Annotated in this window: 17 protein-coding genes; 9 read left to right on the forward strand and 8 right to left on the reverse strand. The window is 77.5% G+C overall.

Annotation, left to right across the window (positions count from 1 at the left end; all coding sequences use genetic code 11):
- Positions 1–81: 81 nt before the first annotated feature.
- The 4 genes from ACRYMY_RS18265 to ACRYMY_RS18280 form a co-directional block, all read right to left on the reverse strand.
- Positions 82–1,482, reverse strand: coding sequence for a cell division protein PerM (locus ACRYMY_RS18265; RefSeq protein ID WP_432548644.1), 1,401 nt, complete (start codon positions 1,480–1,482; stop codon positions 82–84).
- A gap of 82 nt (positions 1,483–1,564) precedes the next feature.
- The gene (gene sucD, locus ACRYMY_RS18270; protein WP_432548645.1) at positions 1,565–2,464 is read right to left on the reverse strand and encodes a succinate--CoA ligase subunit alpha; all 900 of its coding nucleotides are present in this window, start codon (positions 2,462–2,464) and stop codon (positions 1,565–1,567) included.
- Between the two features lie 3 nt (positions 2,465–2,467).
- Positions 2,468–3,643, reverse strand: a complete 1,176-nt coding sequence (gene sucC, locus ACRYMY_RS18275; protein ID WP_432548646.1) for an ADP-forming succinate--CoA ligase subunit beta — start codon at positions 3,641–3,643, stop codon at positions 2,468–2,470.
- Between the two features lie 195 nt (positions 3,644–3,838).
- Complete coding sequence (locus ACRYMY_RS18280; RefSeq protein ID WP_432548647.1) at positions 3,839–4,219, reverse strand: response regulator transcription factor; 381 nt, start codon at positions 4,217–4,219, stop codon at positions 3,839–3,841.
- A 177-nt stretch (positions 4,220–4,396) separates the two neighbouring features.
- Here ACRYMY_RS18280 and ACRYMY_RS18285 point away from each other — a divergent pair, with 177 nt between their 5' ends.
- Positions 4,397–5,029 (forward strand): PAS domain-containing protein, encoded by a 633-nt coding sequence (locus ACRYMY_RS18285; RefSeq protein WP_432548648.1) that lies wholly within the window; start codon positions 4,397–4,399, stop codon positions 5,027–5,029.
- A 15-nt stretch (positions 5,030–5,044) separates the two neighbouring features.
- Here the strand turns inward: ACRYMY_RS18285 and ACRYMY_RS18290 are convergent, their stop codons facing one another.
- A complete protein-coding gene (locus ACRYMY_RS18290; RefSeq protein WP_432548649.1) occupies positions 5,045–5,710 on the reverse strand; it encodes a helix-turn-helix domain-containing protein in 666 nt (221 codons plus the stop codon).
- Complete coding sequence (locus tag ACRYMY_RS18295; protein WP_432548650.1) at positions 5,707–7,152, reverse strand: APC family permease; 1,446 nt, start codon at positions 7,150–7,152, stop codon at positions 5,707–5,709. Before ACRYMY_RS18295 ends, ACRYMY_RS18290 begins: the two co-directional genes overlap by 4 nt.
- Positions 7,153–7,312: 160 nt before the next feature.
- Between ACRYMY_RS18295 and ACRYMY_RS18300 the strand changes: the two genes are divergently transcribed.
- The 4 genes from ACRYMY_RS18300 to ACRYMY_RS18315 are packed head-to-tail and all read left to right on the forward strand — an operon-like array spanning position 7,313 to position 13,293.
- The gene (locus ACRYMY_RS18300; RefSeq protein WP_432548651.1) at positions 7,313–8,857 is read left to right on the forward strand and encodes an APC family permease; all 1,545 of its coding nucleotides are present in this window, start codon (positions 7,313–7,315) and stop codon (positions 8,855–8,857) included.
- Positions 8,854–10,830: a primary-amine oxidase gene (locus ACRYMY_RS18305; protein WP_432548652.1), complete on the forward strand. Its 1,977-nt coding sequence runs from the start codon at positions 8,854–8,856 to the stop codon at positions 10,828–10,830. The genes ACRYMY_RS18300 and ACRYMY_RS18305 overlap by 4 nt, the downstream gene beginning before the upstream one ends.
- Positions 10,827–11,366, forward strand: coding sequence for a hypothetical protein (locus ACRYMY_RS18310; protein ID WP_432548653.1), 540 nt, complete (start codon positions 10,827–10,829; stop codon positions 11,364–11,366). The genes ACRYMY_RS18305 and ACRYMY_RS18310 overlap by 4 nt, the downstream gene beginning before the upstream one ends.
- Positions 11,367–11,379: 13 nt before the next feature.
- Positions 11,380–13,293 (forward strand): hypothetical protein, encoded by a 1,914-nt coding sequence (locus tag ACRYMY_RS18315; RefSeq protein WP_432548654.1) that lies wholly within the window; start codon positions 11,380–11,382, stop codon positions 13,291–13,293.
- A gap of 40 nt (positions 13,294–13,333) precedes the next feature.
- On the opposite strand, the gene ACRYMY_RS18320 is transcribed toward ACRYMY_RS18315, so the two are convergent.
- Both ACRYMY_RS18320 and ACRYMY_RS18325 read right to left on the reverse strand, forming a co-directional pair.
- Complete coding sequence (locus ACRYMY_RS18320; RefSeq protein WP_432548655.1) at positions 13,334–13,501, reverse strand: MFS transporter small subunit; 168 nt, start codon at positions 13,499–13,501, stop codon at positions 13,334–13,336.
- A complete protein-coding gene (locus tag ACRYMY_RS18325) occupies positions 13,498–14,901 on the reverse strand; it encodes an OFA family MFS transporter (protein ID WP_432548656.1) in 1,404 nt (467 codons plus the stop codon). Before ACRYMY_RS18325 ends, ACRYMY_RS18320 begins: the two co-directional genes overlap by 4 nt.
- 119 nt (positions 14,902–15,020) lie before the next feature.
- Here ACRYMY_RS18325 and ACRYMY_RS18330 point away from each other — a divergent pair, with 119 nt between their 5' ends.
- From ACRYMY_RS18330 to ACRYMY_RS18345, 4 genes are all read left to right on the forward strand, one after another.
- Positions 15,021–15,731 (forward strand): GNAT family N-acetyltransferase, encoded by a 711-nt coding sequence (locus tag ACRYMY_RS18330; protein ID WP_432548657.1) that lies wholly within the window; start codon positions 15,021–15,023, stop codon positions 15,729–15,731.
- Between the two features lie 70 nt (positions 15,732–15,801).
- Positions 15,802–16,422: an L-threonylcarbamoyladenylate synthase gene (locus tag ACRYMY_RS18335; protein ID WP_432548658.1), complete on the forward strand. Its 621-nt coding sequence runs from the start codon at positions 15,802–15,804 to the stop codon at positions 16,420–16,422.
- Between the two features lie 67 nt (positions 16,423–16,489).
- Positions 16,490–17,119 carry a TIGR03086 family metal-binding protein gene (locus ACRYMY_RS18340; protein ID WP_432548659.1) on the forward strand — a complete coding sequence of 210 codons (630 nt, stop codon included), beginning with the start codon at positions 16,490–16,492 and terminating at the stop codon, positions 17,117–17,119.
- A 48-nt stretch (positions 17,120–17,167) separates the two neighbouring features.
- Positions 17,168–17,612 (forward strand): DMP19 family protein (locus ACRYMY_RS18345; RefSeq protein WP_432548660.1); only part of this gene is annotated, 445 nt, incomplete at its 3' end.

A 17,612-nucleotide genomic window follows, 5' to 3' on the forward strand; every position in this document is an offset into this window, starting at 1 on the left:
GTGATCTCGCTGGGAATCCCAGCGAGATCACGGAGGGGTGGGGGCGTCGCGGAGCCGGGAGGTGAGGGGCGGGTCCCGGGGTCAGGAGGAGCGGCGGCCGGGCAGGCGCAGGGCCCGGGCGGCGCGGCGGGCGGTGGCGGCGGTGGCGCCGCCGGCGCGGCGCAGGCGCCCCGGCGCGGTCCCCTCCCCCGGTGAGCTCTCCGGCGAGGAGGTGGCGCGGGCCGCGGTCGCCCCGCCAGTGGGGCGCGCACCGCCGATGAGCCCCGTGCGGGCCGGCCCGTCGGGCAGGCCCACGGGCAGCGGCTGCGGGCGCCGGGCCCGCCAGGCGCGCCCGAGCAGGACGGCGAGCAGGGCGCCCGCGGCGACCTCCCCGGCCACGGCGAGCCCGACCAGCCAGGCCATCGGGCCCAGGTGCGCCATCCGGCCGGTGCCCGCGCCGCCCGCGGCGGCGGCCGCCAGCAGCCCAGCGCCGAGCCCGGCCAGCAGGCCCACGAGACCGGCCGTGGCGCAGCGGGCGCCCAGCCCGGGCTCCGGCCCGGCGGGCGCGCGGCGCTCGTGCAGCAGCAGCGCCCCCGCCCCGGCGAGCACGGGGACGGCGACGGCGAGCCACGCGACGGCGGGCATCGCGCCCTGCGCGGGCAGCGCCCCGAGCACCGGCACGGCCGGCAACGTGGCCAGGCTCGTGCCGCCCGGCGCGACGGACGTGCCGACTCCCACGGCGAACCCGGGCCCGGCCAGCCAGGCGGCCGCCCACACGGCCAGGGTCGGCAGCAGCAGGACCTGCGCGAGGGTCAGCAGCGCCCCGCCGACCAGCCCGGGGTCGAGGGAGGAGTGCAGCAGCAGGACGCGGTCGCGGCCGGCCACGAGGGCCACCGCCAGCAGGACCGCGGCGGCGCCGAGGAGGCCGGCCAGCGCCCCGCCGGCCGGGCGCAGCGCGCGCACGAGGGGTGCGGGCACCCACGGCGGCAGCGGCGCGCGGTGCGGGTGCAGCGCCCACAGCGCACCGGCGGCACCGACGAGGCAGCCGCCGGCGAGGGCGGTCAGGGCCGGCGCGGCCGCCACGGAGCTGCGCGACAGCAGCGCCACCGCGCCCACCAGCACCCCGTACGCGGCGGTGAACACCCCGACGGCGGGCAGGTGCGGCACGGGCCGCTCGGACTCGGCCTGGTCGCGGACCCACACGCGCACGGCCCGCCGGCAGGCCAGCGCGGCCAGCAGGCTCAGGCCCAGCGGCGCGACGCCCACGGTGCCGCCGACGACGACGACGGGGGCGCCGTGCCCGAGCAGCCACAGGTCGGCGCCGACCCGCACGACGGAGGCCAGCGAGGAGGTGGAGCGCACGGCGGACAGCCAGGCGACGACCGTGACGACGGCCAGGGGGACGAGCAGGTGCAGCACGGCCCGCGCGGCCGCACCCAGCAGGGGCAGCAGGTCGGCCGCGGTGGGGCGCGCGGGGGTGGGTCGTTCGACGGTCGTGGACATCGCCGTCCACCTTCTCCCACCGGGCCGTCCGGGCGCTGCTCCCACGCCCGGACGGCCCGCGGAGGGCCTGCTCAGGAGCCGCTCAGAGGCCCTTGACGATCTCCCGGGCGAGCCGGGCGGTCTCGGACGGCGTCTTGCCGACCTTCACGCCCGCGGCCTCGAGGGCCTCCTTCTTCGCCTGGGCGGTGCCGGCGGAGCCGGACACGATGGCGCCGGCGTGGCCCATCGTCTTGCCCTCGGGGGCGGTGAACCCGGCGACGTAGCCGACGACGGGCTTGGTGACGTTCTCCTGGATGTACTTGGCCGCGCGCTCCTCGGCGTCGCCGCCGATCTCGCCGATCATCACGATGACGTCGGTCTCCGGGTCGTCCTGGAAGGCCTGGAGCGCGTCGATGTGGGTGGTGCCGATGACCGGGTCGCCGCCGATGCCGACGGCGGAGGAGAAGCCGATGTCGGCCAGCTCGTACATCATCTGGTAGGTCAGCGTGCCGGACTTCGAGACCAGCCCGATGCGCCCGGGCGGGGTGATGTCCGCCGGGATGATGCCCGCGTTGGACTTGCCGGGGCTGATGAGGCCGGGGCAGTTCGGGCCGATGAGCCGCACGCCGTCCTTCTCCGCCGCGTGGGCGTAGAACTCGGCGGTGTCGTGCACCGGGACGCCCTCGGTGATGACGACGACCAGCGGGGTGTCGGCGTCGATGGCCTCCATCGCGGCGGCCTTGGTGAACTTGGCGGGCACGAAGACGACGCTGACGTCGGCGCCGGTGGCCTCGCGGGCCTCGGCGACGGTGCCGAAGACGGGCACGGCGACGGTGGAGCCGTCGGGGCCGGTGAAGTCGACGCTCTGCCCGGCCTTGCTGGGGTTCACGCCCCCGACCACGTTCGTGCCCGAGGTGAGCATGCGCTGGGTGTGCTTGCGCCCCTCGGAGCCGGTCATCCCCTGGACGATGACCTTGCTGTCGGAGTTCAGGAAGATCGCCATGGGTCAGGCCCTCCCGGTCGCGGCGAGCTCGGCGGCCTTGTCGGCCGCCCCGTCCATGGTGTCGACGAGGGTGACCAGCGGGTGGTCGGCCTCGGCGAGGATCCGCCGGCCCTCCTCGACGTTGTTGCCGTCCAGGCGGACGACGAGCGGCTTGGTGGCCTCGTCGCCGAGGATCCCGAGGGCGGAGACGATGCCCTTGGCGACCTCGTCGCAGGCGGTGATGCCGCCGAAGACGTTGACGAACACGCTCTTGACCTGCTCGTCGCCGAGGATGACGTCGAGGCCGTTGGCCATGACCTGCGCGGACGCGCCGCCGCCGATGTCGAGGAAGTTGGCGGGCTTGACGCCGCCGTGGGCCTCGCCGGCGTAGGCGACGACGTCGAGGGTCGACATGACCAGGCCGGCGCCGTTGCCGATGATCCCGACCTCGCCGTCGAGCTTGACGTAGTTCAGGCCCATGCTCTTGGCCTTGGCCTCGAGCGGGTCGGTGCTGGCGGCGTCGGCCAGGTCGGCGTGCGCGGGGTGGCGGAACTCGGCGTTCTCGTCGAGCGTGACCTTGCCGTCGAGGGCGACGACCTTCCCGTCCTCGGTGCGCACCAGCGGGTTCACCTCGACGAGGGTGGCGTCCTCGGAGACGAACACGTCCCACAGCTTGACGATCGCGGCGGCGACCTCGTCGCGCAGCTCGGGGGCGAACCCGGCGGCCTCGACGATCTCGGCGGCCTTGGCGGCGTCGATGCCGGTGAGGGCGTCGACGGGCACCCGGGCCAGCGCCTCGGGGCGCTCCACGGCGAGCTGCTCGATCTCCATGCCGCCCTCGACGCTGGCCATCGCCAGGTAGGTGCGGTTGGAGCGGTCCAGCAGCACGGAGAAGTAGTACTCCTCGGCGATCTTCGCGCCCTGGGCGATCATCACCTGGTGGACGGTGTGGCCCTTGATGTCCATGCCGAGGATCTCGCGGGCCTTCTCACCCGCCTCGGCCGGGGAGTGGGCCAGCTTGACGCCGCCGGCCTTGCCGCGGCCGCCGGTCTTCACCTGGGCCTTGACGACGACGGTGCCGCCGCCCATCGCCTCGGCCGCGGCGACCGCCTCCTCGGGCGTCGTCGCCACCTTGCCGTCCAGCACGGGTACGCCGTGCGCCGCGAACAGGTCGCGCGCCTGGTACTCGAAGAGGTCCACGAGCTCCCTCGTCTTCGTCGTCGGTCGGTCCTCGGGAGGTGCCGGCCGAGCGGGTCGGGACCCCGCGTCGGGTCGGCACCGGGCCGCTCAGCACCCTAGACCTGTGACGTGGCTCTCTCGCGGGCGGCGGGGATGACGCCGGTCACAGTGCGCGACGGGTGCTGCCGACGAACCACCGGCGTGCTGCGGGAGCGGTCAGCCGGGCAGGTGGCCGGCGCGGCGGGCGGCGTCGACGGCGGCGGTGCTGCTGCGCACGCCGTACTTGCGGCGCACGGTGGCCAGGTGCTGGGCGACGGTGTGCGCGGACACCCCCAGCCGTCCGGCGACCTGGCTGCCGTTGAGCCCCTCGGCGATGAGCTGGAGCACCTCCGCCTCGCGCGCGGTGGGCAGGACGCCGCTCGCGCGGGCCTCGGCCTCGCGGGCGGCGGCCTCCAGGCGCAGCAGCTCCTCCTCGGAGACGAGGACGACGCGGCCGCGGTGCGGGCTGTCCAGGACGACGCGCTGCTCGCCCGCGGCGACCGCGTCCAGCAGGTGGGGCCAGAGGGCTCCCGCCAGCTGCTCGTCCGTCTCGCACACCGTTCCCACGTCCTCACCCCCGCGGACCGCTGTTCGTCAACGGACGTCACCGCACCTGCCCTCACCATGCCGCAGCGTGAGGTCCCGTGCACACCCGGTCCGCCGGACCGCGTGCACCGGCACGGGTCCCGTGCCACGATCACCGTGCTCCGCTGGACGAGGAGACGGGGGTCCGCAGTGGTCGACGGCGCCGTCCGACCCGGTCCCGGTCGCGCCCGGGTCGTGGTGGACCTGCTGCGGGACCTGTGGGGCGACGAGCTGCCGAGGACGGTGGACCCCGCGCTGACGCTCATCGAGGACGCGCTCGCCCTCGACGACGAGAGCGGGCGCGAGGACCGGGTGGTCGTGCAGGGCGACGGGCTCACCCACGAGGCGCTGGCGGCCCTGCTGCGGCTGGTCCCGGTCACCGCCGCCCGCCGGCTCCTGCCACCCGACCTCCTCGGCCGCCTCGGCGCGCCCGACGGCGAGGAGCCGCGGGCGTCCGCACCGCTGATGGACCCGGCGGTGGGCGCGTGGGAGCTGGACCCGGGCACCGGGCGGGTGTCCTGGGACGCGCGGTGCGCGCAGCTGCTGGGGGCCGAGGGCTCGGGCGCCCCCCTGTCGCACCAGCTGGAGGCCGAGGTGCACCCCGAGGACCGCGACGCGGTGCGCGACGCCCTGGCGGAGGCCCTCACCTCCGGGGGGGAGTACCGGGCGCGCTTCCGCGCCCGCCAGGCCGACGGCAGCTGGGCCTGGCGGTCGAGCAGCGGCCGGGTGGTGCGGCTGCCCGACGGCGGCAGCCGCCTGCTGGGGCTGATCGCCGCCTCCTGAGCGCCGGCGCCGCGCTCAGGCCAGCAGCGGGGCCAGGACCGAGGCCGCCCGCGCCAGCCGGTCGGCGTGCGCGGCGGGCGGGTGGGCGCCCGCGGCGGGCGCTGAGGCGGCGAGGACCGCGACGACCCCGCCGGCGGGGGCGCCGGGCGGCGCCAGGACCGGCACGGCCCAGCACCGCACGCCCGGCGCGACCCCGTCCTCGTGCCCGGCCGCGCGGCCGGTGAGCAGGACCCGCCCGGCGGCCGAGTCGCCCAGGCAGCGGTTGAGGCGGCGCTCGCCGACGGGCAGGCCGAGGTCGGGGTCGGCGTCGGCGACCCGCAGGGCGCGGCCGGCCGCACCGCCGGCGTCCGCGACGGTGAACAGGTGCACGGCCGCGCGCACCTGCCCGCGCAGCCCGGCCAGCACGTCGCGGGCCGCGGTGGGCAGCACCGGTGGCACCGCGGCGCGGGCCAGCTCGCCCAGCCGGGCGCCGAGGGCGAAGCCGGACAGGTCCGGCAGCCGCACGAGGTGCTCCTCGGCGACGAGGAGGTTGAGCAACCGGTAGGCGGTGGCGCGCGGGACACCGGCGGCCTCGGCGACCTCGGCGGCGCTCACGCCGGGCCCGGCGCGGGCGACCTCCTCCAGCAGCCGCAGCGCGGTGCTGACGGCGCGCGGCTGCCGGCCGCCGGCGTCGGGGCTCACGCCGTCCCCGCGCCGAGGACGTCCTCGCGCCGCGTCTCGTCGTAGAGGCCGACGGCGGCCAGGACGGCGGGGCGGCGCCGCACCAGCCACCAGGCGCGGGCGCCGCCCAGCGCGACGGCGAGGGCGGCGACGGCCGGCCAGGCCCGGTCCGCGCCGCCGGCCCACCCGGCGACGGCCACCAGCACCGCGACGAGGGAGGCGGCCCCCAGGGTCCCGGCGACGACGGGCCAGGCCGTCAGCTCTCCGATGCGGTGCAGGAAGACCGGCGCTGCCACGCACACCAGCACGTAGGCGGTGGCGTAGCCGCACGTCCCCGCCACGAGCAGCCCGCGCAGCACCTCCCCCGCACCGGTCCCGGTCAGCAGCAGCGCGGCCGGGACGGTGACGGCCAGCCCGCCGCCGGCGGCCACGGCGACGACGGGGGTGGCCCGCCGGGGGTGGGTGCGCCCGAGCGCCGCGGGCAGGACGCCCTCGCGCCCGGCGCTGAACAGCAACCGCACCAGGGCGGTGAGGGACCCGGCGGCGCAGGCGAGGAAGGACGCCAGGACGCCGACCTCCAGGGCCGCGGCCAGGACCGGGCCGCCCCGCGCGGCGGCGACGTCCGCCAGGGGGGTGCCGCCGGTCCCGGGGACGGCGGAGAGCACGACGGCCTGGGCGAGCGCGGCGGCCACGTACAGGCCGCCGGCGCCCAGGGCGGTCCAGCGCACGGCGCGCGGCACGACGAGCAGGGGGCGGCGGGTCTCGGTGCCCAGGGCGCAGGCGCTCTCGAACCCGACGAAAGCCGTGACCGCCAGGAGGACGCCGTCGCCGCCGCCGAGGGCCAGCAGGTCGCCCGCGACCGGCCCCGGCGCGCCCGCCTCCCCCGCACTCAGGACGAGCACGAGGAGCACCGCGGCGACCACGGCGATGGAGGCCGCCTCCAGGGCCAGGACGAGGCGCGCCGACAGCCCCACCCCGCGCGCGGCGCACCCGGCCACCGCGGCGCCCGCGACGATGACGGCGGCCGCGGTGGCGGCCGGGCCGGGGACGGCGCCCGTGGCGCCGGCCAGGAGCGCCGCCGCGTACAGGGCCACGCCGGTCAGCGAGGCCGCGACGAGGCAGGCGTAGCCGACGGCCAGCGCCGTCCCGCCCAGCAGCGCGGGCACGGGCCCGAGCCCCTTGGCGGTGAAGCTGTACAGCGACCCGGGGGCGACCATGCGCCGCGCGAACTGGCGCACGCCGGAGGCGACGAGCAGCACGACGGCGGTGGCCAGCACGTAGGCCAGCACGGACGGCGTCCCGCCGCCGGCGGCGCCCAGGGCGGGCGCGGTGGCCATCGCGGCCGCCGGCGCGGTGGCCGAGACCGACTGCGCCAGCACCTGCACCGGTCCCAGGCGCCGCCGGCGCAACCCGTCGACGGGCGAGGTGCGGCGCAGGGCGCGCAGGTCGGCGGGTCCGGGCACCGGCACACGGTGGCCCCCGCGCGTCACGGGCGCGTTTCCCCCGTGTTTCCGGCGCACGACCGCGGGTGGGACACCGCGGCCCGGACCGTCCCACCCGGCGGTCGCGGGACGTCACGCGCGGGGAACGGCGGTGAAACCCGCGCGGTCCAGGCTCGCCGGCATGGCGAACTCCACGAGCTCGCCGGCGACCGCTCCCCCCGCGGGGCAGCGCCGGCTGAGCGGCAGGCTCGGCGTCGGCTCCATCGTGTTCATGGTCGTCGCCGCGGCGGCGCCCCTCACCGTCGTGGGGGGCAGCGTCCCCCTCGGCATCGCGATCGGCAACGGGGCCGGGTACCCGGCCATGTACGCGCTCGGCGGCGTGGTGCTGTTCTTCTTCGCCGTCGGGTTCACGGCGATGACGCGCCACGTCCCGGACGCGGGCGCGTTCTCCACCTACGTCGGGGCGGGCCTGGGCCGCTCGCACGGCCTGGGCGCCTCGTTCCTGGCGCTGCTGACGTACCAGACGATCCAGGCCGCCGTGTACGGGTACCTGGGCGCCGCGCTCGGCGGGGTGGTCGCGGACCTGGGCGGTCCGGACCTGCCGTGGTGGGTGTGGGCGGGGCTGTCCATCGCGGCGGTCGGGGTGCTGGGGTACCGGCACATCGACCTGTCCAGCCGGGTCCTCGGCGTGCTGCTCGTCGGCGAGATCGGCGTCGTGCTGGTCGTGGACGCCGCGGTCGTGCTGGCCGGCGGCGGGCCGGAGGGCTTCTCGACGGCGGCGCTGACCCCGTCGGGCATCGCCTCCGGTGCGCCGGGGATCGGCCTGATGTTCGCCCTGGCCGGGTTCATCGGGTTCGAGGCGACGGCGGTGTTCCGCGACGAGGCGCGCGACCCGGACCGCACGGTGCCGCGCGCGACGTACGCGGCGCTGCTGGTGATCGGCCTGTTCTACACGCTGTCGGCGTGGGCGGTGGTCAGCGCGTGGGGCGACGGCCCGGCGGTGGCGGCGGCGCTGGAGGACCCGGAGGGCATGGTCGTCACCACGGCCACCCGGTACGCGGGCGCCGTCGTGGGCGACCTCGTGCAGGTGCTGCTGCTGACGAGCCTGTTCGCGTGCGTCCTGTCGTTCCACAACGTCGTCAACCGCTACGTGTTCTCGCTGGCGAACACCGGCGTCCTGCCGCACGCCTGGGGCGCCAGCCACCCGCGGCACTCCTCCCCGCACACGGCCTCGCTGCTGCAGACCGCGTCGTCCCTGGCGATGGTCGCGCTGTTCGCCGCGTTCGCGCTGGACCCGGTGATGGAGGTCTACACCTGGATGGCCGGCATCGCGACGCTGGGTTTCGTCCTGCTCATGCTGCTGACCTGCGTGGCCGTGCTGGTGTTCTTCCGCCGCACCCGGGTGGACGGGCGCCGCTGGAACACCGTCGTCGCCCCGTCCCTGGGCGTGGCCGGCCTGGCGCTGGCGGCGTGGCTGACGGCCTCGAACTTCGACCTGCTCGTGGGCGGGTGGACGGTGGCCGTCGTCTTCCTCGTCCTCACCGCCGGTTCGTACCTGCTCGGCCCGCTCGTCGCGGCGCTGCGCCCCGGTGCGGACGTCGCGGCGGCCGCCCACCTGCAGGTGGCGACCGTCCCGCACCAGGCGGGCGGGCCCGCGCAGTCCCTCGCGGCCACCGCCGCCCCCACCGACCAGACCACCCCCACCACCACGGAGACCGACCGATGAGCCTGCTCGACACCCCTCCGGCGACCACCGCCCCAGCCGTTCCCGACCACCCCCTGGCGCGGCTGAGCGCCGCGGAGGTCGACGCCGCCCGCGAGGTGCTCGTCGCCGCCGGCGCCGTCACCGGCGCCACCCGGTTCGCCTACCTGGGCCTGGAGGAACCGCCCAAGGAGCAGGTGCTGGCGTTCCGGCCGGGCGACGCCGTGGACCGGCGGGTGCGCGCCCTGCTGCTGGACACCGCGACGGGCACCGGCGAGGACGTGGTCGTCTCCGTCACCACCGCCCGGGTCGTCTCGCGGCGCGCCGTGGACGGGGCCGCGGAGGGGCAGCTGCCGATCCTGGAGGAGGAGTTCGCGCTCGTCGACGAGGTCGTGCCCGCCGACGCGCGGTGGGCAGCGGCCCTGGCCGCCCGCGGGCTGGACCCCGCGGACGTGCGGACCGTGCCGCTGTCCGCGGGCAGCTACGACGACGTGCCCGGCGCGCCGCGCGACTCCGGCCGCCGCGTCATGCGCGTCTTCGGGTTCCACCAGCCCACCCCCGAGGACCTGCCGTGGGCGCACCCCGTCGACGGGCTCGTCGCGTACGTCGACCCCACCCGGCGGGAAGTCCTGCACGTGCTGGACCACCGGCGCTTCGACGTGCCGGCCGAGTCCGGCCGCTGGGACGCCGCCCCGCACACCGACGGCGAGCCGTCGGCCCGGTCGGCGCTGCGACGCATCGACATCACCCAGCCGGACGGACCCAGCTTCACCGTGGACGGCGACGTGGTCAGCTGGGCCGGCTGGAGCGTGCGCGTGGGGTTCGACCCGCGCGAGGGCTTGACGCTGCACCAGCTGAGCGTCGACGGCCGGCCCGTCGTGTACCGCGCGTCGATCGCCGAGATGGTCGTCCCCTACGCCGACCCGTCGCCGGTCCGTTCGTGGCAGAACTACTTCGACACCGGCGAGTACCTGTTCGGGCGGTTCGCGAACTCCCTGGCGCTGGGCTGCGACTGCCTCGGGGAGATCCACTACCTCGACGCGGTGTTCGCCGACGAGCACGGGCGGCCGAAGACCGTCCCGCAGGCGATCTGCCTGCACGAGGAGGACTACGGCGTGCTGTGGAAGCACACCGACCTGTTCAACGGGATGGCGGAGACCCGGCGCCAGCGGCGCATGGTCATCTCGTTCTTCACCACCATCGGCAACTACGACTACGGGTTCTACTGGTACCTGTACCTGGACGGCACGATCGAGCTGGAGGCGAAGGCCACCGGCGTGGTGTTCACGGCCGCGTACCCGCCCGAGGGTCTGGAGCACTCCACCGAGATCGCCCCCGGCCTGGCGGCGCCGTTCCACCAGCACCTGTTCTCCGCCCGCCTGGACATGACGGTCGACGGCGTCGCCAACGCCGTGGAGGAGGTCGACGCCGTCCGGGTGCCGGTCGGGCCGGGGAACCCGCGCGGCAACGCGTTCGGGCGCCGCGCGACGCGGCTGACGTCGGAGTCGCAGGCTCAGCGGGAGGCCGACGGCGCGCGCGGGCGCGTGTGGCACGTGCTGAGCACCGAGCGGACCAACCGGCTGGGGCAGCCCACGGGCTACGCGCTGCACCCGCAGCACCAGCCGCTCCTGCTGGCCGACGAGTCCTCCTCCGTGCACGAGCGGGCGACGTTCGCGGCCAAGCACCTGTGGGTGACCCGCTACGACCCGGCCGAGCGCTACCCGGCCGGCGACTTCGTCAACCAGAACCCCGGTGGGGCGGGACTGCCCGCGTACGCGGCCGCCGACCGCGACCTGGACGGCCAGGACGTCGTCCTGTGGCACACCTTCGGGCTGACCCACTTCCCGCGGCCGGAGGACTGGCCGGTCATGCCGGTCGACTACTCCGGCTTCACGCTGAAGCCGGTCGGGTTCTTCGACCGCAACCCCGCGCTGGGCGTGCCGAGCGGTGCCCAGCTCGCCGGCGGCGCGGACGGCGGGACGTGCTGCGGCGCGTGAGCCCGGCGCCGGCGCCCGGCCCCCGGGAGGTGTCCGCCTCCCGGGGACTGGCCGCGTCGGCCGCGGCGGTGGCGGTGCTGCACGTGCCGCTGGCCGTCGCCCACGCGGGGGTCTCGCTGCCCCTGGCGGCGCTGCTGCTGGGCATGGCCCTGGTGTGCCTGCCGTGCGCGGGGCACCTGTGGCGGGCTCCGGGCCGGCGCACCTGGGTGCTGACGGCGGTGCTCGCCGCCGCGATGGCGCTGGCGCACCTCGCGCTGGCCGCGGCACCCGCCCCGGTGGCCGCGGTCCCGGCACCCCTCGCCCCGGCGGGGCACGGTCACGCGCACGGCGGCGCGGGCGGCGCCTCCCCCGGCCCGGTGGCGCTGCTGCACTCGGCCGCGGTGCTGGCCGCGCTCACCGCGGCCTCGGCCGCGCAGGCGCTGGTGGCGAGCGCGCTGGCGGTGCGGTCGCGGTGGCGCGCGCCCGGCCGCACGACCCGTCTCACCCGTCCGGCCCAGCCCGGGCCCGCGGGCGCTCCAGCGGTGCGCGCGGGCTGACGACACGCACGGGGTGAGCCTCCCGGCGCTGGACGCGCCGCTGCTGCGGGCGCTGGAGCGCGCCCGCGGGCTGCCCCTGCCCGCGCGGGCGTGGGTGCCGGTGCTGTCCTTCACCGTCGTCGCCGCGGTGGTGCTGTCCGCGCCGGCGGCGCCGTGCACGGCGGCCGACCCGTGCGCCCCGGACGCCGCGCTGGACCTCATGGGCGGTGCGCTGCTGGCCTCGGCCGCGCTCACGGCCGTCTCCGGCCGCGTCGCGCTCGGTGCGGGCGTCGTGGCGGCGCTGGCGCAGCCCGTGCTCGGGGGGACGTGGGCGGAGGTGACGACGCCGTGGGGGGCGGCGACCGCGCTGGCCCTGGCCGCGCACCTGGCCGTGCAGCTGGCGGTGGTCCGCCGGCGGGAGCGGGTGGACGCGGACGCGGCGGCGGTGCTGGCGCGGGCCGGGGCGCCGCTCACCGCGCCGCCGGCGCCGGCCGGGGTGCCGCGCGGGCCGCTGGCGCGCGCGGGCCTGCTGGCCCCGGCCGCCGCCGTCCTGGCGCTCGTCCTGCTCGTCGCGGGCGCGGTCCTGCAGGCGCGCGGCACGGCCGAGGAGGCGTCCTCCCCCGTCGTCACGGGCGTCGTCGTGGCCCACCCCGGCGCGGAGGAGGTGGGGGACGACGCCGGGTTCGTGGTGGCGGTGGCGCTGCCCGACGGCCGCGAGCCGGTCGTGGAGGTGCTCGACGCGGCCGAGCACCCCGTCGGCGCGCGCGAGCCGGTGCGCCTGCTGCCCGGCGGCGGGGTGCGCCTGGTCGCCGAGCCGTACGACGCGTGGGGAGCGCCGCTGCTGGCGGGGGCGAGCGCCGCGCTGGCCCTGGCCGCCGCGGCCCGGCGCCGCCGCGGCACCCGCGCGCCCGCGAGCGGACCGGACGGGGCCGGCGTCCCCCTGCTGCGCGCGCAGGGGCGGGTCCTGCCCGGGGTCGTCCTGGTCCACGCCGCCGACGCCGGAGGCGACGACCCGCCGGTGCTGGCGGTGCCCCTGGACGTGGCGGCCAGCGCCCGCCTGCTGGGCGTGCCGGAACCGGAGGACGGCGACGAGCTGGACCTGCCGCCGGTGCGGCCGCTGGAGCTGGCCGGCGTGCCCGCGCCGGGCGCGTGGGTGGCCGTGCGCTGCGCGGGCACCTGGCTGCCCGTGGCGGGCCCGGCCGAGGACGCCGTGGACGGCCCGCCGCTCGACCTCGACCCGGACGACGACGGCCTGGACGAGGACGGGCTGCCGGCGATGGCGGTGCCCGTGGCGGACCTGGCCGACGCCGACCGCGACGGGGCCGGCGGCGAGCACCGGCTGCCGCGCCGCCTGGCCGTCCTGGTCGTCGCGCCGGCGCTGGTGGTCACGGCGCTGGGCGCGGACTGGGCGACGGACCTGCTGAGCGCGCTGGCGGGACGGCCCGTGCCCGCCGCGGTGGCCGCGGCCCTGCTGGGGCTGCTGGCGCTGGAGGCGGCGTGGCGCTTCCAGCTGCGCCCGCGGCTGTCCTGGGACGCCGACGGTTTCACGAGCACGGGCGTGCTGGGGCGCTCGCGCCGCTACGGGTGGGCGCACCTGCTGGACGTGGAGGCCGACCGGCGCACCGGCGTGGTGCTGACGGTGCGGACCGGGGAGGCGGGGCGGCTGGACGCGGTGGAGGGCGCCGAGCGGGAGGACGGGGACGCCGTCGAGGCGCTCGTCGGGCCGGTGCGCCTGGAGCAGCACGCGGCGGGCGAGGCGTGGGTGCCGGAGCGCTGGCGCGGCTGGCGCACCGCCGCGGCGCTGCGGGCGGCGCTGCTGCGGGCGCGGGCGGCGGGGACGCGGACGGTCCGGGTGGTGGAGCGGGTGCCCGCGCCGGCGCGCCCGGCGGAGCTGTGGGCGCTGTGGCTGCTGGTGGTCGTGCTCGCCGGCTGGCCGGGCGGCTGGTGAGCCGCCCGGCCGGCCGGCGGGCCGGCGGTCCGGCGGGTGCTCAGCCGGTGAAGAGGCGGGAGGCGCGCACGAGGGTCTCCACGAGGCCGTAGGCCAGCGGGATCCCCACCAGCGCCCAGCCCAGGACGACCCGGCCGGTGGAGCGGTCGGTGACCGCGCCGCCGCCCCCGCCCGCGGACCCTCCCGCGGAGCTGTTGGCGGTGCTCACTGCTGACCACTCCCCTCGCGCGCCGCGGTACCGCTGTCGCGGGACGGCTCGTGGAACTTCTCCGACACCGGGCGCACCAGCAGGTTGGCGACGAACCCGACCGCCAGCAGCGCCACCATCGTGTAGAGGGCGGGGCGGTAGGCGGCGTCGGTCAGCTCGCCGGGGGTGCCCTGCGCGTCGAGGAACCCGTTGACGATGAGCGGGCCGGCGATGCCGGCGGCCGACCACGCCGTCAGCAGGCGGCCGTGGATGGCGCCGACCTGGAACGTGCCGAACAGGTCGCGCAGGTACGCCGGGACCGTGGCGAACCCGCCGCCGTAGAACGACAGGATGATCGCGGCGAACAGGACGAACAGCACGGTGCTCACCTGCCCGAACGTGGCGAGCAGGAAGTACGTCACCAGCCCGACGCCCAGGTACACCATGTACATCGGCTTGCGGCCGATGACGTCGGAGGTGGAGGACCACACGAACCGCCCGGCCATGTTCGCCAGCGACAGCAGGCCGACGAAACCGCCGGCCGCGCCGACCGCGACGGCCGAGACGCCGTCGTCGCCGCGGAAGAAGTCCTGGATCATCGGCGAGGCCTGCTCGAGGATGCCGATGCCCGCGGTCACGTTGCAGAACAGGACGATCCACAGCAGGTAGAACTGCGGGGTGCGCACGGCGTTGTTCGCCGACACGCTCGCGGTGGTCACCATCGACTTCTGCTTGACCGACGCCGGGTCGAACCCGTCGGGCTTCCAGCCGTCGGCCGGGACGCGGATCGTGGCCGCGCCGTACGTCATGAGGACGGCGTAGACGGCGGCCAGGGTGACGAACAGCAGGGCGACCGACTGCCCGGAGGGCACGGTGCCGGCGGCCCCGGTGTACTCCGGGTCGTACAGCGACATCAGCCGCGTGGACAGCGGGCTGGCGACGAGCGCGCCGCCGCCGAAGCCCATGATGGCCATGCCGGTGGCCAGGCCCGGGCGGTCGGGGAACCACTTGATGAGGGTGGAGACCGGCGAGATGTAGCCGATGCCCAGGCCGATGCCACCGATGAACCCGTACCCCAGGTACAGCAGCCACAGCTGGCTGGTGGCGATGCCCAGGGCGCCGACGAGGAACCCCGTGACCCAGAACAGCGCCGAGGCGGCCATGGCCTTGCGGGGGCCGTTCTTGTCGACCCAGGTGCCCATCACGGCGGCCGACAGGCCGAGCATGACGATGGCGATCGAGAAGACGATGCCGATCTGGGTCTGGGAGACCTGGAAGTGCTCCACCAGCGCGGTCTTGTAGACGCTGGTGGCGTAGGCCTGGCCGATGCTGAGGTGCACGGCCAGGGCCGCGGGCGGGATGAGCCACCGGTTGAAACCGGGTGGGGCGACGGTGCGCTCCCGGTCGAGGACGGATGCCACTTCTGCTCCTTCGCGACGGCGACTGGCGGACACCGTAGGTGTGACCGGTGCCACTCGCCACGCGGGACGCGCCCGGGACCGTGGACCGTCACACGGCCGTGACCTGCCACGATGCGGTCGTGCCCGACCCGGTCCCCTCCCCCGCCACCACCGCGGACGTCCTGGCGAACCCGGCGTGGGCGTCCCTGGCCGGTGCCCACGCGCACCTGGCGCAGGAGCGCGGGCGGGCCCGCCGCTACCCGGCGGACGTGTCCCCGTTCGCCGCCGTGGCGGACGTGCGGGACCCGGCCGCGTGGGCGGACCTGGCGGCGCTGGCCGGTCCGGGCGCCGACGTGCGGGTGCCCGGCGCCGAGGAGGTGCCCGCCGGCTGGGAGCTGGTGCAGCGGCTGCCGGGCGTGCAGATGGTCGCCACCGCGGCCCTGGCGGCCGCGCCCGACCCGGGGGCCGTGGAGCTGGGCGAGGACGACGTGGACGACGCGCTGGACCTCGTCGCGCGCACCCGTCCGGGCCCGTTCGGGCGGCGCACCCGGCTGCTGGGCCGCTACCTCGGCGTGCGCGACGCCTCCGGGCGCCTGGTGGCGATGGCCGGGGAGCGGATGGCCCCGCCGGGGTGGACGGAGGTCAGCGCGGTCTGCACCGACCCGTCGGTGCGCGGGCGCGGGTACGCCTCGCGGCTCGTGCGGGCCGTCGCGGCCGGGATCCTCGAGCGCGGTGACCGTCCGCTGCTGCACGCCTCGGCGGACAACACGGGCGCGCTGCGCCTGTACGCGGCGCTGGGGTTCGAGCGCAGCCGCGCGATGCCCTTCCACCTGCTGCGCGCGCCGTCCTGAGCCACCCTCCCCGCGTCCGGCGCGCCGGCTCCGGCGTGACGGCGCGCCGGGGCGGGCCTAGGGTCCGGGCGTGGCCCGCTTCGTGGAGGTGCACCCGCAGGACCCCCAGCCGCGCGCGGTCGGCCAGCTGGTGGCGCTGCTGCGCGAGGACGCGCTCATCGCCTACCCGACCGACTCCGGGTACGCGCTGGGCTGCCGGCTGGACAGCCGCACCGGCGCCGACCGCATCCGGCGCGTGCGCCACCTCGACGACCGGCACCACTTCACCCTCGTGTGCCTGGACTTCGCCCAGCTCGGGCAGTTCGTCCACCTGGACAACGCCGCCTTCCGGGCCGTGAAGGCCGCCACGCCCGGCCCGTACACGTTCGTGCTGCCGGCGACGAGGGAGGTGCCGAAGCGGTTCGCGCACGCGAAGAAGAAGACCGTCGGCGTGCGCATCCCCGGCACCCCGTTCGTGCGGGCCCTGCTGGGCGAGCTGGGCGAACCGCTGCTGTCGAGCACGCTGCTGCTGCCCGGCTGGGAGCGGCCGCCGACGGACTCCTGGACGGTGAAGGAGGAGCTCGACCACGTCGTCGACGCCGTCGTGGACGCCGGCGAGCCGGGCAGCGAGCCGACGACCGTCGTGGACTTCTCCGACGGCGCGCCGGAGGTCGTGCGCGTCGGCGCGGGCGACCCGTCCCGCTTCGCGTGACCCGCGACCGCTGAGGACCGCTCGTCCCGGCGGTCCACCGGGTGGCACCCACCCCCGGGAGGACACCGTGGACACCACCGACACCCCGCGCGATCAGACCCCGCGCGCCCCGGCTCCGCACGACCCCGTTCCGCACGACCTGGCGCCGGCCGCCGACGCTCTCGCCGCCGTGGTGGCGACCGTGCGCGAGGAGCACCTGAGCGTCCCCACCCCCGCCGCCCCGTACGCGGTCGGGGACCTGCTGGACCACGTGGACGGGATGGCGGCGGGGATGCTGGCCACCGCCCGCAAGCGACCGGTCCCGCCGGAGCTGCTGGGCGAGAGCGACGCCGCCCTGCTGCGGCCGGGCTGGCGCGAGCGAGTGCCCGCCGCGCTGCGGGACCTGGCCGCCGCCTGGGCCGACCCGGCCGCGTGGGAGGGCGAGACCGTGGCCGGGACGGTGCCGCTGCCCGCCGCCGCGGCGGGGATGTTCGTCCTCGACGAGCTCGTGGTGCACGGCTGGGACCTGGCGCGCGCCACGGGGCTGCCGCTGCGGACGGCCGAGGCGGACGTCCTCGCGCTGCTGGCGTTCCTGCGCGACGTGCCGCGGGCGCCCGGGCTGTTCGGACCGCCCGTCGCGGTGCCGGACGACGCGCCCGCCCTGGACCGGCTGGTGGGGCTGACGGGCCGCGACCCGGCGTGGGCGCCGCCGCGCTGACCCCGGCGCCCACCCCTGGTGTCGGTGCCCGCCCCTACCGTCGTCGGGGTGAGCGACGAGGAGTTCGAGGAGCTGTGGAACCGCGCCTGCCAGTGGGACTCGCCGGCGATCAGGACCCACGAGGGTGACGCCGCGCTGCACGACGTCCTGACCTTCCACGGGTCGGTGGTGAACGGCGGGCTGCTCGACGCGGTGGAGAACTACGCCCGCGACGAGGGGTACCCGCTGGCGCGGGTGGTCCGCTCCTACCGGTCCCTGGGCCTGGAGCGCACCGCCGACCTCGTCGAGCGCGCGCACCACGAGCACGTCGAGCTGGCGGCCCTGCCGTACGACGAGGAGCAGTGGGCGCGGGCCGAGGAGCGGGTGGACGCCTCCTACGACCTGGACGACGAGGCCCGGGGGGGGGGGGGGGGGGGGGGGGGGGGGGGGGGGGGGGGGGGGGGGGGGGGGGGGGGGGGGGGGGGGGGGGGGGGGGGGGGGGGGGGGGGGGGGG

The organism is Kineococcus haloalkalitolerans, assembly GCF_050871905.1.
Lineage (GTDB): Bacteria > Actinomycetota > Actinomycetes > Actinomycetales > Kineococcaceae > Kineococcus.

Excerpts from the sequence above, each read along its gene's own strand:
- ACRYMY_RS18305 (WP_432548652.1), top strand. The coding sequence starts at position 8,854 with ATGAGCCTGCTCGACACCCCTCCGGCGACCACCGCCCCAGCCGTTCCC.
- ACRYMY_RS18265 (WP_432548644.1), bottom strand. The coding sequence starts at position 1,482 with ATGTCCACGACCGTCGAACGACCCACCCCCGCGCGCCCCACCGCGGCC.
- sucD (WP_432548645.1), bottom strand. The coding sequence starts at position 2,464 with ATGGCGATCTTCCTGAACTCCGACAGCAAGGTCATCGTCCAGGGGATG.
- ACRYMY_RS18300 (WP_432548651.1), top strand. The coding sequence starts at position 7,313 with ATGGCGAACTCCACGAGCTCGCCGGCGACCGCTCCCCCCGCGGGGCAG.